At 46.6% G+C, this 18804-nt stretch carries 17 protein-coding genes; 11 read left to right on the forward strand and 6 right to left on the reverse strand.

The window, feature by feature from the left end; translation table 11 throughout:
- Positions 1–11 precede the first annotated feature (11 nt).
- A complete protein-coding gene (locus MY7_RS06285) occupies positions 12–629 on the reverse strand; it encodes a hypothetical protein (RefSeq protein WP_007611190.1) in 618 nt (205 codons plus the stop codon).
- Between the two features lie 311 nt (positions 630–940).
- Positions 941–1129 carry a YlaF family protein gene (locus MY7_RS06290; RefSeq protein ID WP_003154504.1) on the reverse strand — a complete coding sequence of 63 codons (189 nt, stop codon included), beginning with the start codon at positions 1127–1129 and terminating at the stop codon, positions 941–943.
- 111 nt (positions 1130–1240) lie between these two features.
- On the opposite strand from MY7_RS06290, the gene typA reads away from it, so the two are divergent.
- On the forward strand, positions 1241–3079 hold the full coding sequence (gene typA, locus MY7_RS06295; RefSeq protein ID WP_007409675.1) for a translational GTPase TypA: 1839 nt from the start codon (positions 1241–1243) through the stop codon (positions 3077–3079).
- Positions 3080–3135: 56 nt separating this feature from the next.
- On the forward strand, positions 3136–3456 hold the full coding sequence (locus MY7_RS06300) for a YlaH-like family protein (protein ID WP_007611192.1): 321 nt from the start codon (positions 3136–3138) through the stop codon (positions 3454–3456).
- A 42-nt stretch (positions 3457–3498) separates the two neighbouring features.
- Here MY7_RS06300 and MY7_RS06305 read toward each other — a convergent pair whose 3' ends face one another.
- On the reverse strand, positions 3499–3708 hold the full coding sequence (locus tag MY7_RS06305; protein ID WP_007409677.1) for a YlaI family protein: 210 nt from the start codon (positions 3706–3708) through the stop codon (positions 3499–3501).
- A 102-nt stretch (positions 3709–3810) separates the two neighbouring features.
- Positions 3811–4434, reverse strand: a complete 624-nt coding sequence (locus tag MY7_RS06310; protein WP_007611198.1) for a YhcN/YlaJ family sporulation lipoprotein — start codon at positions 4432–4434, stop codon at positions 3811–3813.
- 154 nt (positions 4435–4588) lie between these two features.
- Between MY7_RS06310 and MY7_RS06315 the strand changes: the two genes are divergently transcribed.
- The gene (locus tag MY7_RS06315) at positions 4589–5917 is read left to right on the forward strand and encodes a PhoH family protein (protein ID WP_007409679.1); all 1329 of its coding nucleotides are present in this window, start codon (positions 4589–4591) and stop codon (positions 5915–5917) included.
- Here MY7_RS06315 and MY7_RS06320 read toward each other — a convergent pair.
- Positions 5912–6388 (reverse strand): hypothetical protein, encoded by a 477-nt coding sequence (locus MY7_RS06320; RefSeq protein WP_007611200.1) that lies wholly within the window; start codon positions 6386–6388, stop codon positions 5912–5914. The genes MY7_RS06315 and MY7_RS06320 overlap by 6 nt on opposite strands.
- A gap of 103 nt (positions 6389–6491) precedes the next feature.
- On the opposite strand from MY7_RS06320, the gene glsA reads away from it, so the two are divergent.
- The 4 genes from glsA (at position 6492) to pyc (ending at position 12749) form a co-directional block, all read left to right on the forward strand.
- Positions 6492–7421 (forward strand): glutaminase A, encoded by a 930-nt coding sequence (gene glsA, locus MY7_RS06325; protein ID WP_029325894.1) that lies wholly within the window; start codon positions 6492–6494, stop codon positions 7419–7421.
- Between the two features lie 107 nt (positions 7422–7528).
- Positions 7529–7810 (forward strand): YlaN family protein, encoded by a 282-nt coding sequence (locus MY7_RS06330; protein WP_003154494.1) that lies wholly within the window; start codon positions 7529–7531, stop codon positions 7808–7810.
- A 205-nt stretch (positions 7811–8015) separates the two neighbouring features.
- On the forward strand, positions 8016–9227 hold the full coding sequence (locus tag MY7_RS06335; RefSeq protein ID WP_007611202.1) for an FtsW/RodA/SpoVE family cell cycle protein: 1212 nt from the start codon (positions 8016–8018) through the stop codon (positions 9225–9227).
- A 75-nt stretch (positions 9228–9302) separates the two neighbouring features.
- A complete protein-coding gene (gene pyc, locus MY7_RS06340) occupies positions 9303–12749 on the forward strand; it encodes a pyruvate carboxylase (RefSeq protein ID WP_007611203.1) in 3447 nt (1148 codons plus the stop codon).
- 55 nt (positions 12750–12804) lie between these two features.
- On the opposite strand, the gene ctaA is transcribed toward pyc, so the two are convergent.
- Positions 12805–13731: a heme A synthase CtaA gene (gene ctaA / locus MY7_RS06345; protein ID WP_007611205.1), complete on the reverse strand. Its 927-nt coding sequence runs from the start codon at positions 13729–13731 to the stop codon at positions 12805–12807.
- Between the two features lie 343 nt (positions 13732–14074).
- Here ctaA and cyoE point away from each other — a divergent pair, with 343 nt between their 5' ends.
- The 4 genes from cyoE to ctaE all read left to right on the forward strand — a co-directional run bounded on the left by cyoE (position 14075) and on the right by ctaE (position 18803).
- Positions 14075–14992 (forward strand): heme o synthase, encoded by a 918-nt coding sequence (gene cyoE / locus MY7_RS06350; protein WP_003154486.1) that lies wholly within the window; start codon positions 14075–14077, stop codon positions 14990–14992.
- A gap of 217 nt (positions 14993–15209) precedes the next feature.
- Positions 15210–16280, forward strand: coding sequence for a cytochrome c oxidase subunit II (gene coxB, locus MY7_RS06355; protein ID WP_007611226.1), 1071 nt, complete (start codon positions 15210–15212; stop codon positions 16278–16280).
- 31 nt (positions 16281–16311) lie between these two features.
- Positions 16312–18180: a cytochrome c oxidase subunit I gene (gene ctaD / locus MY7_RS06360; RefSeq protein WP_007611227.1), complete on the forward strand. Its 1869-nt coding sequence runs from the start codon at positions 16312–16314 to the stop codon at positions 18178–18180.
- A complete protein-coding gene (gene ctaE / locus MY7_RS06365) occupies positions 18180–18803 on the forward strand; it encodes a cytochrome c oxidase subunit III (RefSeq protein WP_003154482.1) in 624 nt (207 codons plus the stop codon). Before ctaD ends, ctaE begins: the two co-directional genes overlap by 1 nt.
- The last annotated feature ends 1 nt before the right edge of the window (position 18804 follow it).

The raw sequence follows: 18804 nt of genomic DNA on the forward strand, positions 1-18804 counted from the left end.
CGTTTTATCCGTTACTCAGCCGGATGAAAGGCTGTATAAATGCCTTCAAGCAATTCCTGGGGCAGTGAATTAAAGAATCCGGCACACAGCTTTGCTTCTTTTTTTCCTGCTCCTGCTTTTTCAGCAAGGTCCTGATCAAACGTATACACACCGTCTTCTTCAATCAGTGCAGATTGAAGGATATGAAGACTTTGGGAAAAAGCGGTGAACAGCTGATCAACGATAAGGGCCTCTTTTTCCGTAAAGCCGAGCTCCACCGCTTTTTCTTTATTAAATGTATATTCGCCGTCCGTTTTCTCAATACATTGGGAAAGAACGGTTAAAAATTCGGTTGAACTGTCCCACAGCTTTTGAATGATCTGGGCTTGTTCTTGATCTAATCCCAATTCAACCGCTTTTTCACCGTCAAAATAATAGATACCGTCTTTTTCGTAAAGCGATTGGCTGATGATGTCAATGAGTTTTGCCGCGTCTTCCGGTGTTTTCTCTGCGGAAGCCTGCAGGGCATGCGGCTCATTTGCCTGGATCGTTTTTGCGCCGGCAGAATCAAGCGGACTGAATGCAAGCAAGGCGGCTGAGGCGGTTGCGGCGGCAGTTACAGCGGTTTTCTTCAAAAAAGATGTTTTCATTTCATTCTCTCCTTGTCATGTGTATTTGCTTACAGCCACAAGTATAAAAAGACAATGATGGAATTGATATAGGAGGTATGGTATTTTCTGCATAACGATGCCGGACTATTTCAGACTGCATTTTCTGAGGGAATCTGCTGATGTAACTAGAATGGGAGCTGTCATTTCCGGCTTCCTGACTAGGCGGCGGGGGAGATAAGCCTTACATCTAAAGCCTGTTTTGAGGATGTAAAAAAGCCTGAATCTTTGATTCAGGCTTCATTAGATATTGTGCTTTTCATGTTTACGGAATTTTGCAAAGGGTCATGCTTTTAATCAAGCAGTCCCTGTTCGCGCATTTTTTTCTTTACGGTGAAACCGCTTCCCATCATGGCGATAACGAGAACAATGCTTCCGATGATGCCCCATGCGCTTTTCTCAGCGATTGATACGCCGATCAGCATCATGCTGAAGACTGCTGCGAATGCAAATAATAATAAGAGCCAATTCAATTTTTTCATATTTCCATCCCCTTTAACGTCATACTTTCAGTTTACAGAAAAACGTAACGCTTTTAAAGAGGATGTGTGGTATAATATGAAAGTTATCTAATTTTTTTAGGAGATGAAAATGTGAAACTTCGAAACGATCTTCGCAACATCGCGATTATTGCCCACGTTGACCATGGGAAAACGACTTTGGTAGACCAATTGCTTCACCAAGCCGGAACATTCCGTGCCAACGAAAATATTGCCGAACGCGCAATGGATTCAAACGATCTTGAACGTGAACGCGGTATTACAATTCTTGCGAAAAATACTGCGATTAACTATAAAGATACACGCATTAATATTTTGGACACTCCGGGACACGCCGACTTCGGCGGAGAGGTAGAACGGATTATGAAAATGGTTGACGGCGTTCTGTTAGTCGTTGACGCATATGAAGGCTGCATGCCGCAAACCCGTTTCGTACTGAAAAAAGCCCTTGAGCAGAACTTAAATCCGGTTGTCGTTGTAAACAAAATCGACCGTGATTTCGCCCGCCCGGAAGAAGTCATTGATGAAGTGCTTGATTTGTTCATCGAGCTTGACGCAAACGAACAACAGCTTGAGTTCCCTGTCGTCTACGCTTCTGCGATTAACGGAACGGCAAGTCTGGATCCGAAAAAGCAGGACGAAAATATGGAATCACTGTATGAAACGATTCTTGAACATGTCCCTGCCCCGGTAGATAACGCCGAAGAGCCTCTTCAATTCCAAGTGGCGCTGCTTGATTACAATGATTATGTCGGCCGTATCGGTATCGGACGCGTTTTCCGCGGCACGATGAAAGTGGGTCAGCAGGTTTCATTGATGAAACTTGACGGAACGGTAAAATCATTCCGCGTAACGAAAATCTTCGGTTTCCAAGGATTGAAACGCGTGGAAATTGAAGAAGCGAGAGCGGGAGACCTCGTTGCCGTTTCGGGCATGGAAGACATCAACGTCGGTGAAACGGTTTGTCCGGCTGACCACCATGAGCCGCTGCCGGTTCTGCGCATTGATGAGCCTACGCTTCAAATGACATTTGTTGTAAACAACAGCCCGTTTGCAGGCCGTGAAGGCAAATATGTCACAGCCCGCAAAATTGAAGAGCGTCTGAACGCCCAGCTTCAAACAGACGTCAGTCTTCGTGTCGAACCGACTGCATCACCTGACGCATGGGTTGTTTCAGGACGCGGTGAGCTTCACCTGTCCATTTTAATTGAAAACATGCGCCGTGAAGGCTATGAGCTTCAAGTGTCTAAACCTGAAGTTATCATTAAGGAAATCGACGGCGTAAGCTGCGAGCCTGTTGAGCGCGTACAGATTGACGTGCCTGAAGAGCATACCGGTTCTGTTATGGAATCAATGGGTGCGAGAAAAGGCGAAATGCTTGATATGATTAATAACGGAAACGGCCAGGTCCGCCTGATCTTTACCGTACCTTCACGCGGACTCATCGGCTATTCTACTGAGTTTCTGTCACTGACACGCGGTTTCGGTATCCTGAACCACACGTTTGACAGCTATCAGCCGATGCAAAAAGGCCAAGTCGGAGGCCGACGTCAGGGTGTGCTCGTTTCCATGGAAAACGGAAAAGCGACATCTTACGGAATTCAAGGTATTGAAGACCGCGGCGTCATCTTCGTTGAGCCTGGAACAGAAGTATATGAAGGCATGATTGTCGGCGAACATAACCGTGACAATGACCTTGTCGTCAATGTCAGCAAAATGAAACAGCAGACAAACGTCCGTTCCGCTACGAAGGATCAAACGACTACGATTAAAAAAGCGCGCATTATGTCGCTTGAAGAATCACTCGAGTACTTAAACGAAGATGAATACTGTGAAGTAACGCCGGAATCCATCCGTTTAAGAAAGAAAATCCTGAATAAAAACGAACGTGAAAAAGCGGCGAAAAAGAAAAAAACAGCAGGAATGTCTTAATCACTTGCAGAATTTGAAGAGGTAGAACCCGAACGGAAAAGGGGAGGGGGATCCTTTTGAATGAAGTAAGTGAACGGCTGTCGTTCTTTGCGGCTCTTTACCAAGTGGATGAGCATCCGCTGACGGGAATGTGGCTGTTATACGGAACGATCGTCGTGCTTTCGGTGATTGTATTTAAACTCGGCTTTGCCAAACGGCTTCCGGTGTTGAAGGCTGCGGCAGTTTATCTCTTTCTCGTGCTCGGCTGCACCGTACTGACTTTTTTCGGTGTGTTTCTGCCGGTCGGAGAAGGGCTTGTTGTCGCCGCCTTGATTTTGATCGTTTACAAAATCCGTCTGCACCAGTCCAAAAAAAGCCAGTCAGCTAAACCGCAATAAAAAAATGACCTTGCCTTCCGGCGGGTCATTTTTTTATTCGGTTTATTTTTTCAGTTTATCTTTTTTCGCTTTTTGTCCGGGATGAAAGGAAAAGTGTCCGGTATTCAGCCGCGCCTCCGTTTTGACTTTGATTCGGTCATGGCATTCCCGGCACATATATGTATGAATCGGACGATTGCGGAGGCGTTTGGCTGTCAGTGTTTCATCATCAATTTGTTCGATTTTGTCGCAAATGGAACATTTTACTCTCATTGATTTTTCACCTCTTTCACTATGACAAGCATTATATCATGGATGCCCCTCCTGCCAAAGGGAAAGAAAGCAGCGCCCTTCCTTTGGAGCGGGCGCTGCTTTTTACCGGCGGTTTCTCATATGATGATCCGATTGATCGTTCTGTTCGTTCTGCAGCTTGTTCTGGTCTCTTTGGTTCAGCTGATCATCATTCGATTGAGTCGGTGATTCTTTTTCATTGTCGGTCACATCATTCGGGACTTCCGGCATGACACGACCGACGATGGCGGCAAGTTCGTCCAAAATGCCTGAAACGGGGCGGCCGGCCTTAATGTCGCTGCCCATGCCTCTCAGACGGGAAACCGTATCAGGATCAGCCACGACAACGGCATTGGCGCCGTAAGGATCGTTTTTTAACGCCTGGGCAACCGTGTATTTAATGCTCTCCACTTTACTTCTTTCTAAATTGTCATCCACATCGATACCGACAACGGAGTATCTTCCGAGTACAACCGCGGTGGCATCTGAAATGCCGGGGATTTTTTCGGTTACCTCGACGAGATGCTTAGCGATGTCTGTCCGGCCGGGATTTTCAGCTGTCTCAGGAGCCGTATTTTTCACATGGATCGGTTTTGCATCGCGCTGATCGGCTGATTCGTTCTGAATATTGCGGCCGCGGCCGTCCTGTACAGCAGTGCAGCCGGTAAGGATAAACAAGGCTTGTATGATAATGAAAAGAATTCGCACGTCAGATTTCCTCCTTGAATGCTTTCATTTATTTTATTGTTGAATTAACCTTCTATCTTTATGCACCAAATCATATATTTTAGCAGGCATCCCCGTTATTCGCGGAAAGAGAAGCACACGATGGGCTTTGATCCTTATTTCAGGAGGCTGAGACTTGAGTAAAATTTATGTGTTAGATACGAATGTACTTTTGCAGGATCCTAACGCCATTTTTTCCTTTGAAGAAAACGAAGTTGTCATCCCCGCCGTCGTGCTGGAAGAGGTCGATTCAAAAAAGCGGTATATGGACGAGGTCGGGAGAAATGCGAGGCACGTATCTAAGCTGATAGACGGGCTCAGGGAGAAAGGAAGGCTGCACGAGAAAGTTCCGCTTGAAAGCGGAGGAACGCTCAGAATTGAACTGAACCACCGGTCGTTTCACCAGCTCCAAGAAATTTTTATCGAAAAAACGAATGATAACCGCATTTTGGCGGTGGCAAAAAATTTAAGCCTTGAGGAGGAAACGAAAGAAAACGGCCGCCTCGTCATCCTGGTCAGCAAAGATGTGCTTGTCAGGGTAAAGGCGGATGCCATCGGGCTTTTGGCGGAGGACTTTTTAAACGACAGAGTCGTTGACCATGATGAAATATATAGCGGGTACAAAGATATATTTATGAATAAAGAGCGGTTTGCCTCGTTTTATAAAAACAAACAAATTTCAGTCAAGGAGCTTCAGCAACATCAGGTTTATCCGAATCAATTTGTGCTGATGAAAGATGAATTAGGAGGATCTTCGTCTGCGGTCGGCATGACAGATAAGAAAGGCGAGACCGTAAAAAGACTCGTTTTCGATGATGAGCACGTATGGGGTATCAGGCCGAAGAACGTCCAGCAGACAATGGCGCTTGAACTCCTGCTGAGGGAAGATATCCCGCTTGTCACCCTGATCGGAAAAGCGGGAACGGGTAAAACCTTGCTTGCTCTCGCGGCAGGGCTTCTGCAGACGGAGGATCTCGGTATTTATAAAAAGCTGATCGTCGCGCGTCCCATCGTCCCGGTGGGAAAGGATATCGGTTATTTGCCGGGCGAAAAAGAGGAAAAGCTCAAGCCGTGGATGCAGCCGATCTTTGATAATCTTGAATTTTTATTCAATGCGAAAAAGCCGGGTGAACTTGAAGCGATTTTGGCAGGAATCGGATCGATTCAGGTGGAGGCGCTGACATACATTCGGGGAAGAAGCATTCCGGATCAGTTTATTATTATTGATGAGGCTCAGAATTTGACGAGGCACGAGGTCAAAACGCTTTTGACTCGGGTGGGAGAGGGCAGCAAAATTGTCCTGATGGGCGATCCGGAGCAAATAGATCACCCATACTTAGACAGTTTAAACAACGGACTTGCTTATGTTGTAGAACGGTTTAAAGAACAAACCGTCTCCGGCAGCGTGAAGCTTGTGAAAGGTGAGAGATCCGGCCTTGCACAGCTTGCAGCCGATTTGTTATAAAACTTCGATTTCTGTGACGCCCGTTATCGGTTTTTCAAAGTCTCCGTCCACGTAAAAATGGACCGGGCCGCCGTCTTGAAGGGGTTTCCCCGCATCGCTGAAATGCGCGATTGCGTCCATCGCCTTTTCGAGCGGCACTTCGGTTCTTTCTGATTTTGAAATAAATGCGCACAGGACAGCGCTTTCTTTCGGCTCGGCATTTGCTAAAACAGCGCCGAGCTTCATGGCGAAGCTGCCGTTCATCAGTCTTTCTTTTTCATAACTTTTTTCGCTTTTTAAAGTCGGCGGCGAAATGCGCCCTTCTCTGATCACTCGTTCCGGATCAAGCGTATGCTCCTGGGTTTCTGCAGAGCCGTCCGGATGAACGGGCTGATTTTTTTCAAACGGAAACTTACGGTCATCGAAAATCCAGACACTCGGATCAATTGTAATCGGGTATGTAACATTGCCTTTTACTTGAATAACGCTCATGGTGAAGCCCCCCTTTACTTAAAGTATAAAAGTTTTCGCATGAATTGTCACTTTGCGTCGCAAATTAGATGTATACAACGGCAGCGAAGTGAGGATGATCGACATGGTATGCCGGCATTACCAAGAGCTGGACGCATTAGTTCAGGAAGCGAAAAAAAGAACCGAAGAAGGCAAAGTGGCAGACTATATTCCGGCTCTGGCTGAATCTGAACAAGACAGCCTTTCGGTCACAATTTATCATGCGGAAAATACATGTCTGACGGCAGGAGACGCCGACCGGACATTTACGCTGCAGAGCATTTCGAAAGTGCTTTCTCTGGCGCTCGTACTGATGGATTACGGAAAGGAAAAGGTGTTCAGCTGCGTGGGTCAGGAGCCGACCGGCGACCCATTTAATTCCATGATTAAGCTTGAAACAATGAATCCGGGCAAGCCTTTAAATCCGATGATTAATGCGGGGGCTCTCGTCGTTACGGGCTTAATTAAAGGGCATTCGCCGAAAGACCGCCTGGATTACCTGCTCGGATTCATCAGAAGACTTGCGAATAATCAGGACATTACATATTGCAGCCATGTCGCGGAATCGGAATTCAGTTCATCCATGATTAATCGGGCCATGTGTTATTACATGAAGCAGTATGACATTTTTAAAGGCGATGTTGAAGAGGTCATGGATTTGTATACAAAACAGTGCGCGATTAAGATGAGCAGTCTGGATTTAGCCAAAATCGGCTGTGTATTCGCCCTTGACGGCAAGCATCCGGAAACCGGGGAGCAGGTCATTAAAAAAGATGTGGCGAGAATCTGCAAGACGTTTATGGTGACATGCGGCATGTACAATGCGAGCGGGGAATTCGCGATTAAGGTCGGCATTCCCGCTAAAAGCGGCGTTTCGGGAGGAATCATGGGCATTTCGCCGTACAACTTCGGAATCGGTATATTCGGCCCGGCGCTTGATGAAAAAGGCAACAGCATCGCGGGTGTGAAGCTTTTGGAAATCATGTCTGAGAAATACAGGCTGAGTATTTTTTGAAACATTTTTTATCATAACATCTGCTTAAATCCTCTTGCAATTTCACCTGATACCCTTTATGATAAATAGAAGAATTAGGTACTCGCCTGGGGAACGGAGGGATACTTTTGGCTTCAGAGATTATAGTTGACCATCAGCAGAAAGCATTCGAGCTGTTAAAGTTAGATGCTGAGAAGATTTTGAAGCTGATCCGAGTACAAATGGATAACTTAACGATGCCTCAATGTCCTCTGTATGAAGAGGTCTTGGATACTCAGATGTTCGGACTGTCGAGGGAAATCGATTTTGCTGTCCGCCTGGGATTAGTTGACGAAAACGACGGCAAAGAGCTGCTGGACAGACTTGAAAGAGAACTGTCTGCTTTGCATGACGCGTTTACAGGAAAATAAATGATCAAACTCAAACTATTCAACGGTTTGGGTTTTTTTATAACCGTAAACCGTTTTTTTTGCATCTTCTTTTCGTAAGACGGTCTCTTAATCTGCATTTCATCCGAAAAAGTATAAAGAAACTGCGTAAATTGTTTATGAATTATAGTAAAATATAATACGCTATAGGTATTAAACGTAAGCTTTAAGCAGGAAAGAGGATGTTATGTTTAAAAGAATGTTAAAATCTTACGATTATTCATTGATATGCGCTATCATTCTGCTGTGCTGTTTCGGATTGGTAATGGTATACAGCTCAAGCATGATTACCGCCGTTATGCGTTACGGCGTGAGCAGCGACTATTTCTTTAAACGGCAGCTGTTCGCCGTCATCGCGGGGTTTGTGCTGTTTATCATCGCGGCCGTTTTTCCGTACAAAGTGTTCGCCCATCAAAAGATTCAGAAATTCATACTGCTTGCGTCAGTGGCTGCGCTTTGCGCGCTGTTTGTTTTCGGACATGTTGCCGGAAACGCGCAAAGCTGGTTTAAAATCGGCGGAATGGCCATTCAGCCGGGGGAATTTGTCAAGCTGACCCTGATACTGTACCTTGCCGCGGTATACGCAAAGAAACAAAGCTACATCGATCAGCTTTTGACGGGGGTTGCTCCGCCGGTGATCGTCACCGTAGTTATTTGTGCGCTTATCGCCATTCAGCCCGACTTCGGAACGGCGATGATTATCGGTCTGATCGCGTTTTGCGTCATTATGTGTTCGGGATTCAGCGGAAGGACCCTGCTCAGGCTGGTTCTCATGGCGGGAATCGTATTACTCCTTGTCAGCCCGATCATCTATCTGAAATGGGACGATATTTTGACACCCGGGCGTATGAGCCGGTTTGAAAGCCTTGAAAATCCATTTAAATACGCCAGCACATCAGGCCTGCAGATTATAAATTCGTATTATGCGATCGGCTCAGGCGGTTTTTTCGGTCTCGGTCTTGGAGAAGGCATTCAAAAATACGGTTATCTGCCTGAATCGCATACAGACTTTATTATGGCGGTTATTTCAGAGGAGCTCGGCATTTTCGGCGTTCTGTTTGTCATTGTGCTGCTGGCTTTTGTCGTGTTAAAAGGTTTTTATATTGCGAGAAAATGTGAAGATCCGTTCGGGAGCCTTTTGGCAATCGGGATATCCAGCATGATTGCGATTCAGACCTTTATCAATCTCGGCGGTGTCAGCGGTTTAATTCCGATCACAGGTGTTCCGCTGCCGTTTATCAGCTACGGGGGCTCATCAATGTTTTTGTTATTAACGAGCGCCGGTATATTGGTGAATGTCAGCATGCATGTCAAGTACTCAGAAAAGAAGAAAAAGAGGGAGCCCGTTCCGTCTAAGGGGGTAAAAAGACGGCAGACGGAAAAATCTGTGTATCTCTAAAAAACAAGTGTATACACAGGACGGATATTCCTTTATTATAAACTACATATTTATTAGGCCAAGGGGGAGAAAAGTTTGTCACAACAATCCATCCAAAAAGTGTTAGTAGCAAACAGGGGAGAAATTGCGATCCGGATTTTCCGGGCGTGCACAGAATTGAACATCAGAACGGTAGCCGTTTATTCAAAAGAAGATTCGGGCTCCTATCATCGCTATAAAGCGGATGAAGCTTATCTAGTGGGAGAAGGCAAAAAACCGATTGACGCGTATCTTGATATTGAAGGGATTATTGAGATCGCAAAAAGAAACGGCGTAGATGCCATTCATCCGGGCTACGGATTTCTCTCAGAAAATATCCAATTTGCGAGACGCTGTGAAGAAGAGGGCATCGTATTTATCGGACCGACGTCAGCGCATTTGGATATGTTCGGAGATAAGGTAAAGGCGAGGGAGCAGGCAGAAAAAGCCGGCATCCCCGTTATTCCGGGGAGTGACGGACCGGCTGAAACATTAAAAGATGTCGAACAATTCGCAAAAGTACACGGATTTCCGTTTATTATTAAAGCATCGCTCGGAGGCGGAGGCCGCGGAATGAGAATCGTCCGAAGCGAAAGTGAATTGAAAGAATCGTTTGAGCGGGCCAAATCAGAAGCGAAAGCCGCATTCGGAAACGATGAAGTGTATGTTGAAAAACTGATCGAAAATCCTAAGCATATTGAAGTTCAGGTGATCGGAGATAAAGAAGGCAATGTCGTCCATCTGTATGAGCGGGACTGTTCCGTTCAGAGACGCCATCAAAAGGTCATTGAGGTGGCGCCGAGTGTATCTTTGCAGCCTGAATTAAGGGACGAAATCTGTGAAGCGGCTGTGGCGCTTGCGAAAAATGTCGGCTATATCAACGCGGGGACCGTGGAATTTCTCGTAGCGGGCGGTGAATTTTACTTTATTGAAGTGAACCCGCGCGTGCAAGTGGAGCATACGATTACGGAAATGATAACGGGGGTTGATATCGTTCAGACGCAAATCCTCGTCGCGCAGGGCCACGGACTGCACAGCCGTGCCGTCAATATCCCTGAGCAGAAAGACATTTTTACAAACGGGTATGCGATACAATCACGTGTGACCACTGAAGATCCGCTGAATGACTTTATGCCTGACACGGGTAAAATTATGGCTTACCGCTCAGGCGGCGGCTTCGGCGTCCGCCTTGATACGGGAAACAGCTTCCAGGGCGCCGTCATCACGCCTTACTATGATTCACTGCTCGTCAAGCTGTCGACATGGGCGCTGACGTTTGAACAGGCATCAGCAAAAATGGTCCGCAACCTGCAGGAATTCAGGATCAGGGGCATTAAGACCAATATTCCGTTTCTTGAAAACGTGGCAAAGCATGAAAAATTCCTGACGGGCCAATACGACACATCGTTTATCGACACAACGCCTGAGCTGTTTGTTTTCCCAAAACAGAAGGACCGCGGAACAAAAATGCTTTCCTATATCGGCAATGTCACGGTGAACGGTTTTCCGGGAATCGGGAAAAAAGAAAAACCTGCATTTGATAAGCCTCAGACCGTTACGTTAGGTATCGAAGAAAAGCCGGCAAGCGGTACGAAACAGATCCTTGATGAAAGGGGCGCTGAGGGGCTTGCAGACTGGGTGAAAGAGCAAAAATCCGTGCTCCTGACCGATACAACGTTCAGGGATGCCCATCAGTCCCTGCTTGCAACCCGGATCAGATCCAATGATTTGAAAAAAATCGCGAATCCTACGGCTGCCCTGTGGCCTGAACTGTTCAGCCTTGAAATGTGGGGAGGCGCGACATTTGATGTAGCGTACCGTTTCTTAAAAGAAGACCCTTGGAAACGCCTTGAAGATCTTCGCAAAGAAGTGCCGAACACATTGTTCCAGATGCTGCTTCGTTCATCAAATGCCGTGGGTTATACAAACTATCCGGACAATGTCATCCAAAAATTTGTCCGGCAGTCAGCGGAGTCAGGTATTGACGTATTCCGGATCTTTGACAGCCTGAACTGGGTAAAAGGGATGACGCTGGCCATCGATGCCGTCCGTGAAACCGGAAAAGTGGCGGAGGCCGCGATTTGTTACACGGGAGATATTCTTGATAAGACCCGGACGAAATATGATTTGCAATATTATCTTTCTATGGCGAAAGAGCTTGAGGCGTCTGGTGCGCACATTCTCGGTATTAAAGACATGGCCGGTCTTTTGAAACCTCAAGCCGCATACGAACTTATCTCAGCGCTGAAGGAAACGATTGATATTCCCGTTCATCTTCACACGCATGATACGAGCGGCAATGGCGTCTTTCTCTATGCCAAAGCTGTTGAAGCGGGTGTGGACATCGTGGATGTCGCCGTCAGCTCAATGGCGGGTCTGACTTCACAGCCGAGCGCAAGCGGATTTTATCATGCCCTTGAAGGAAACAGCCGCCGTCCTGAAATGGATGTCCGGCAGGTGGAAAGACTGTCGCAATACTGGGAATCCGTCCGTCAGTATTACAGTGAATTTGAAAGCGGGATGAAGTCTCCGCATACTGAGATTTATAATCATGAAATGCCGGGCGGCCAGTACAGCAATCTGCAGCAGCAGGCAAAAGGAGTCGGCCTCGGTGATCGCTGGAATGAAGTGAAAGACATGTACAGCGTCGTCAACCGCATGTTCGGCGACGTCGTGAAAGTAACACCTTCTTCCAAAGTCGTCGGAGATATGGCGCTTTACATGGTGCAAAACAATTTAACAGAACAAGATGTTTATGATAAAGGCGAAACGCTTGATTTTCCGGATTCAGTCGTTGAGCTCTTTAAAGGGCAGATCGGCCAGCCGCACGGCGGATTTCCGGAAAAACTGCAAAAGCTCGTTCTGAAAGGACAGACGCCGATCACGGTAAGACCGGGTGAGCTGCTTGAACCGGTATCTTTTGAAGGCATTAAAGAAGAATGGAAAGAAACACATCAGATGGAATTGAGTGATCAGGACGCAATCGCGTATGCTCTTTATCCGAAGGTGTTTACTGAATATGTTAAAACGGCTGAACGCTTCGGTGATATTTCCGTATTAGACACACCGACTTTCTTCTATGGCATGACACTCGGTGAAGAAATCGAAGTGGAAATCGAGCGCGGAAAAACGCTGATCGTGAAGCTTGTATCTATCGGTGAACCGCAGCCGGATGCAACACGTGTCGTTTATTTCGAATTGAACGGCCAGCCGCGTGAGGTGGTCATTAAAGATGAAAGCATTAAATCGTCCGTACAGGAAAAATTAAAAGCAGATCGGACAAACCCAAGCCACATTGCGGCATCCATGCCGGGAACCGTCATTAAATTGTTAACGGAAACCGGGGCAAAGGTGAATAAAGGCGATCATCTGATGATTAATGAAGCGATGAAAATGGAGACGACGGTACAGGCGCCGTTCTCCGGGACGATACAGCAGATTCATGTGAAAAACGGTGAACCGATTCAGACAGGCGATTTACTGATCGAAATTGAAAAAGCGTAAAATGAATATAAAAAACCTGATCCGCCCCCGTGTGCGATCAGGTTTTTTATGTGCCTCAGATGTTCCGCTGTTTTGATTCATAGCGGAAGCGGGCGATTAATAATAAGAAATAGCATAAGACGCCGAACAGGCCGGCAATAAAGAGCGAATGGGCAAGTGCAAAGCCGGTGGCCATTTCTGAATAAACAACCATGATTCCGGAGAGCGCCTGTAATACAACAAAGGCAAGAGCCGCTATCCAGCCCCCAAGAATCTGTTTTTGGTCTTTGTAGGAGCGCACCGCATGCGCAAAAGCGACAAGAATCCATACGAACAGAAGCAGCGCTGCCGTTCTGTGGCCCATCTGCACCCATTCCTGAAAATGAGACGGAAGCCCGTGGTTCAGCCTGCTGCAAAGCGGAACGTCAGGGCAGGCAAGGCTTGATTTCGTATGGCGCACATAAGCCCCCGTATAAACGACGATATACGTGTAAATCGAAAGGCCGATCATATGAAACTGCATTTTCCTGCCGATTCTCAGCGGCTTGACGAGCTTTTTGTCTGATTTATCAGCTTCAAATATGAGCAGCGTCAAAATCAAAACAGAAGCGAAAGAAATCAGCGATATGCCGAAATGAAGCGCCATAACGAGCGCATTTGATCCGAAAACAACCGCTAATGCGCCGAGAAGCGCCTGTAAAAATAAAAAGATAATGGACATAATGGCGAGAAAGGTTGTTTCACGGAAAACAGGCGTGACTTTTCTCCATGCCCAAAAAGCGAGACTCAGCACGAGAACGATTGAGACACCGCTTGCGAGTCTGTGGCTCCATTCAATGATAGAAGCGGCGTTAAGCTCCGGGAAAAACCGGCCGTGGCAAAGCGGCCACTGCCTTCCGCATCCGAGACCCGATCCTGTCTTTGTGACAAGAGCGCCGCCAATCAGCACGACGAGCATGACGAATGTCGTCAGCACTCCGAGCGCTTTCAAAGCTTTATTCATTTTACATTCACCTTCTTAACAAACTGGACAAAATGATATACGTACCAAGTGTAAGCGAATATGTGTTTTGTGGCAATTCTCAATTCTGTTTGTTCACAAAAATATAATAGAATCAGGACTTCTTAGATAATGGGGTTGATTATTCCAGATGGGTCTGATAGAAATAAAGTAACCGCTTTATTATGAAACCGGCGGATTTGGTAAAATTCATAAAAAGTTCACAAATAAATTCCTGTTTCTCGTTTAATATTTAAGAGGATGTTTTTTTACAGGTCATTATCTTGTATGATAGAGTTGCAGGTCTTAAAAAACCTGCTTTAGGTTTGTAAGGGAGGTTTACGTTATGGCTAATTCCAGAATTTTAAACGATACAGCTATAGACGGACAGATTGAAGAGACGACGGCATGGAAGGATTTCCTTTCGCTTATCAAAATAGGAATCGTCAATTCGAATTTAATTACGACTTTTACCGGCATGTGGCTTGCGTTACATATATCCGGTCTGAGTTTTTTAGGCAATTTAAACACCGTGCTTCTTACATTAATAGGATCTTCTTTGATCATCGCCGGTTCTTGTGCGGTTAACAACTATTACGACCGTGATATTGATCATTTAATGGAACGCACGAAAGTAAGACCGACGGTAACCGGAAAGATTCAGCCGAATCAAGCGCTGTGGTCAGGAATTTTACTCATTGCTTTAGGACTTATCATGCTTTTGATGACCACCGTGATGGCAGCAGTCATCGGTTTTATCGGCGTGTTTACGTACGTTGTTCTTTATACAATGTGGACGAAACGCCGTTATACGATTAATACGGTTGTCGGAAGTGTATCAGGCGCCGTGCCGCCGTTAATCGGCTGGACAGCGGTTGAAGGACACATCGGTGTTGTCGCGTGGGTTTTATTCATGATTTTATTCATCTGGCAGATTCCGCACTTTTTAGCGCTTGCGATTAAGAAGACGGAAGATTACAGAGCAGCGAATATTCCGATGCTTCCGGTAGTGCACGGCTTTGAAGTGACGAAAAGACAGATTATCGTCTGGGTCGCATGCCTGCTGCCGCTTCCGTTTTTCCTCGGCAGTCTCGGTCTTCCGATCGTCATTCTCGGCACTTTGCTGAATGTCGGATGGCTTGTTCTCGGACTGATGGGATTCCGCATGAAAAACATCATGAAGTGGGCAACTCTTATGTTTGTCTATTCGCTTAATTACATGACCATTTATTTTGTAGCGATGGTGGTCTTCACGCTGTTTTAATTGAATAATGAGCTTGTTTGATCGCCAAAACAAACAATGACAACTAGTAAACGCCGCCTTGACCTTTTGTTTAATCAGGCGGCTTTGCTTTTATACATAGATGGAATTTTAAGTAAAAAATCTCATATTTTAAGAAATGGGGAAATGAAGTATTTCGGCTGGAAGCAGTTTTACTGCTTGTGCATCTCGTACTGATTCAAAAAAGGGGTTGGGTGAAATGTTAAAGCGTTGGCGTCTTTTATCATTATTAGCCTTAGTGCCGCTTTTATTGAGCGGCTGTGGAAAACCGTTTCTGTCCACACTCAAGCCTGCCGGCGAAGTGGCTGATAAACAATATGATCTGACGGTGCTCAGCACACTTATCATGGTTGTCGTCGTTGCGGTCGTAGCAGTTATTTTCTTTTACGTCATTGTGAGATTCAGACGGTCGCGTATAGGGGAAGACACGATACCGAAACAGGTGGAGGGGAACCGTTTTTTAGAAATCACTTGGACCGTTATTCCGATCCTGCTTCTGATTATTCTTGTCATTCCGGTTGTCATCGATACATTGGCGCTGGCGGATACGTCGCCGATGGATAAGAAAAACCGTAAAGCAGAGGATGCGCTCGTGATTAATGTAAGGGCGAATTTATACTGGTGGGAATTCGAGTATCCTGATTACGGGTTTGTGACAAGTCAGGAGCTGATCGTTCCCACAGATGAACGCGTTTATTTCAAGCTGAAGTCCTCAGATGTGAAACACTCTTTCTGGATTCCGTCAGCCGGGGGAAAAATCGATACGAATACGGATAATGATAATACTTTCTTTCTGACCTTCGATTCTAAACGCAGCAAAGAAGCGGGAGAATATTTCTTCGGGAAATGCGCAGAGCTGTGCGGACCTTCACATGCGCTGATGGATTTCAAAGTGAAACCGCTGCCGTCAAAAGAATTTAAACAATGGACGAAAGCGATGAAAAATTATAAGCATACAACAGATTCCGGTTTAGCCGCGCAAGGAGAAGAGGTGTTTAAGGAAAAAAACTGCCTGAGCTGTCATGCGGTTGAGCCCAATGATAAACGGGCTGAAGCGGCAAGAACGGCTCCGAACCTCGCTACCTTCGGTGAACGGGTCAAAGTGGCCGGCATTAAGGATGCGAATAAAGAGAATATAAAAGCCTGGCTGAAAAATCCGGACAGCATTAAACCGGGCAATAAAATGACAGGCACTTATCCGAAGCTCTCGGACGCTGAAACGGATGCGCTGTATGAATATTTAAAAGGGCTGAAAGCGGAGAACAAGTGAGGACAGGGAGATATCAGGGGGGAGGTCGTAAATGATGAATACGCTTACAGGACAGCAGAGAAAAAGCTCTTTGCTTTGGGATTATTTGACGACGGTTGACCATAAGAAAATCGCGATTTTATATATGATCGCCGGGGGATTTTTCTTCGTCGTCGGCGGACTTGAGGCCATGCTTATCAGGATTCAGCTCTTGAGGCCGGGGAACGATTTTATGGGTGCGCAGCAGTTTAATGAAATTATGACGATGCACGGCACGACAATGATCTTCCTGGCGGCGATGCCGCTGTTATTCGGGCTGATGAACGCGGTTGTGCCGTTGCAGATCGGGGCGCGTGACGTATCATTCCCATTTTTGAATGCGCTCGGATTTTGGCTGTTTTTCTTCGGAGGCATCTTTTTGAATCTGAGCTGGTTTTTAGGAGGCGCTCCTGATGCAGGCTGGACGTCGTACGCGTCGCTTGCGCTGAATTCGAAAGGGCACGGCATAGACTTTTTCGTGCTCGGCCTGCAAATATCAGGCTTAGGTACGCTCATTGCGGGGATCAATTTTCTCGCCACGATTATTAATATGAGGGCGCCGGGTTTGACGTATATGAGACTGCCGCTGTTTACGTGGACGACATTTGTGGCGTCGGCACTCATTTTATTCGCATTTCCTCCGCTCACCGTCGGTTTGGCGCTGATGATGCTGGATCGTTTGTTCGGAACCAATTTCTTTAATCCTGAATTGGGAGGCAATACGATAATCTGGGAGCATCTGTTTTGGATTTTCGGGCATCCGGAAGTATACATTTTAATTCTTCCCGCCTTTGGGATTTTTTCAGAAATCATTCCCGTATTTGCGAGGAAACGTCTGTTCGGTTATTCGTCTATGGTCTTTGCGATCGTGCTGATCGGCTTTCTCGGGTTCATGGTTTGGGTTCACCACATGTTTACGACGGGACTCGGACCGATCGCTAATGCGATATTTGCGGTTGCGACGATGGCGATCGCGGTGCCTACCGGCATTAAAATTTTCAACTGGCTTTTGACCATCTGGGGAGGAAACGTCAAATTCACGACGCCTATGCTGTATGCCGTCGCCTTTATTCCTTCTTTCGTACTCGGAGGAGTCACGGGTGTCATGCTGGCGGCCGCAGCGGCAGATTATCAGTTCCATGATACGTATTTTGTCGTAGCGCATTTCCACTACGTCATTATCGGCGGCGTTGTGTTCGGCATCCTGGCGGGCGTGCATTTCTGGTGGCCGAAAATGTTCGGGAAGGTGCTTCATGAAACGATGGGGAAAATTTCGTTCGTCTTATTTTTTATCGGGTTTCATCTTACCTTCTTCATTCAGCATTTCCTCGGTTTGATGGGAATGCCGCGGCGCGTTTACACATATCTGCCCGGCCAGGGGCTTGATACCGGCAACCTGATCAGTTCAATCGGCGCGTTTTTCATGGCGGGCGCGGCTGCTTTACTCGTCGTCAATATTATTTATACCTCAATAAAGGGGAAATACGTCGGGAACGACCCGTGGCTGGACGGTCGTACGCTTGAATGGGCGGTCTCTTCGCCGCCGCCGGAATATAATTTTAAACAGCTTCCGTTTGTCCGGGGACTTGACCCGCTGTGGATTGAAAAGCAGGCCGGAAATGAAGGGATGGCGCCTGCAGAGCCTGTAGAGGACATTCATATGCCGAACGGCTCCATCATGCCGTTTATCATATCTTTCGGGCTGTTTGTCGCAGCGTTCGGGTTTTTATACCACTCCGATTATTCATGGGGGCTTCCGGTTATCTTCATAGGGCTCGGCATCACATTCTTTACCATGCTGCTTCGCTCTGTGGTCGATGATTACGGCTATCATATTCACAAAGAAGATCTGCCGAATGATGATAAAGGGGTGAAGGCGTAATGCAGCTGCAGGAAAAAATGACGGCTGAAACCTTTCCGGCTTCTCCTGAAAAAGCAACGCTGGAAGGGAAAAATAAGTTTTTGGGATTTTGGCTGTTTCTCGGCGGGGAAACGGTTCTGTTCGCCTCGCTATTTGCAACATTCCTTGCTTTACGGGAATCAAAAGCCGGAGGGCCGTCAACGGCTGAGATGTTTGAGCTGCCGATCGTATTTATCGCGACGATGCTTCTTTTAACGAGCAGCTTAACGAGTGTGTATGCGATGTATCATATGAAGAATTTCTCCTTTAAAAAAATGCAGGTGTGGCTTTTGGTTACCGTTTTATTGGGAGCAGGATTTTTAGGGGTGGAAATCTATGAATTTATGCATTACACTCACGAATTCGGCTTTACCATTACAAGCTCTGCGCTCGGCTCAGCGTTTTACACGCTCGTCGGCACACACGGAGCACACGTGGCGTTCGGGCTGTTGTGGATCAGCGCGCTGATGATCCGGAATGCGAAAAGAGGGCTCAGCCTTTATAATGCGCCGAAATATTATGTGGCCAGCTTATATTGGCATTTTATCGATGTCGTGTGGGTCTTTATCTTTACCGTTGTATATTTGATGGGGATGGTGGGATAAC

Origin of the sequence: Bacillus sp. 5B6, from assembly GCF_000259405.1 — a bacterium.
Taxonomy (GTDB): domain Bacteria; phylum Bacillota; class Bacilli; order Bacillales; family Bacillaceae; genus Bacillus; species Bacillus velezensis.

Coding starts and splice junctions, on each gene's coding strand:
- MY7_RS06285 (WP_007611190.1), bottom strand. CDS start 629: ATGAAAACATCTTTTTTGAAGAAAACCGCTGTAACTGCCGCCGCAACC.
- MY7_RS06290 (WP_003154504.1), bottom strand. CDS start 1,129: ATGAAAAAATTGAATTGGCTCTTATTATTATTTGCATTCGCAGCAGTC.
- MY7_RS06305 (WP_007409677.1), bottom strand. CDS start 3,708: ATGAGAGTAAAATGTTCCATTTGCGACAAAATCGAACAAATTGATGAT.
- MY7_RS06320 (WP_007611200.1), bottom strand. CDS start 6,388: ATGAGCGTTATTCAAGTAAAAGGCAATGTTACATACCCGATTACAATT.
- glsA (WP_029325894.1), top strand. CDS start 6,492: ATGGTATGCCGGCATTACCAAGAGCTGGACGCATTAGTTCAGGAAGCG.
- MY7_RS06335 (WP_007611202.1), top strand. CDS start 8,016: ATGTTTAAAAGAATGTTAAAATCTTACGATTATTCATTGATATGCGCT.
- ctaA (WP_007611205.1), bottom strand. CDS start 13,731: ATGAATAAAGCTTTGAAAGCGCTCGGAGTGCTGACGACATTCGTCATG.
- cyoE (WP_003154486.1), top strand. CDS start 14,075: ATGGCTAATTCCAGAATTTTAAACGATACAGCTATAGACGGACAGATT.
- coxB (WP_007611226.1), top strand. CDS start 15,210: ATGTTAAAGCGTTGGCGTCTTTTATCATTATTAGCCTTAGTGCCGCTT.
- ctaD (WP_007611227.1), top strand. CDS start 16,312: ATGATGAATACGCTTACAGGACAGCAGAGAAAAAGCTCTTTGCTTTGG.
- ctaE (WP_003154482.1), top strand. CDS start 18,180: ATGCAGCTGCAGGAAAAAATGACGGCTGAAACCTTTCCGGCTTCTCCT.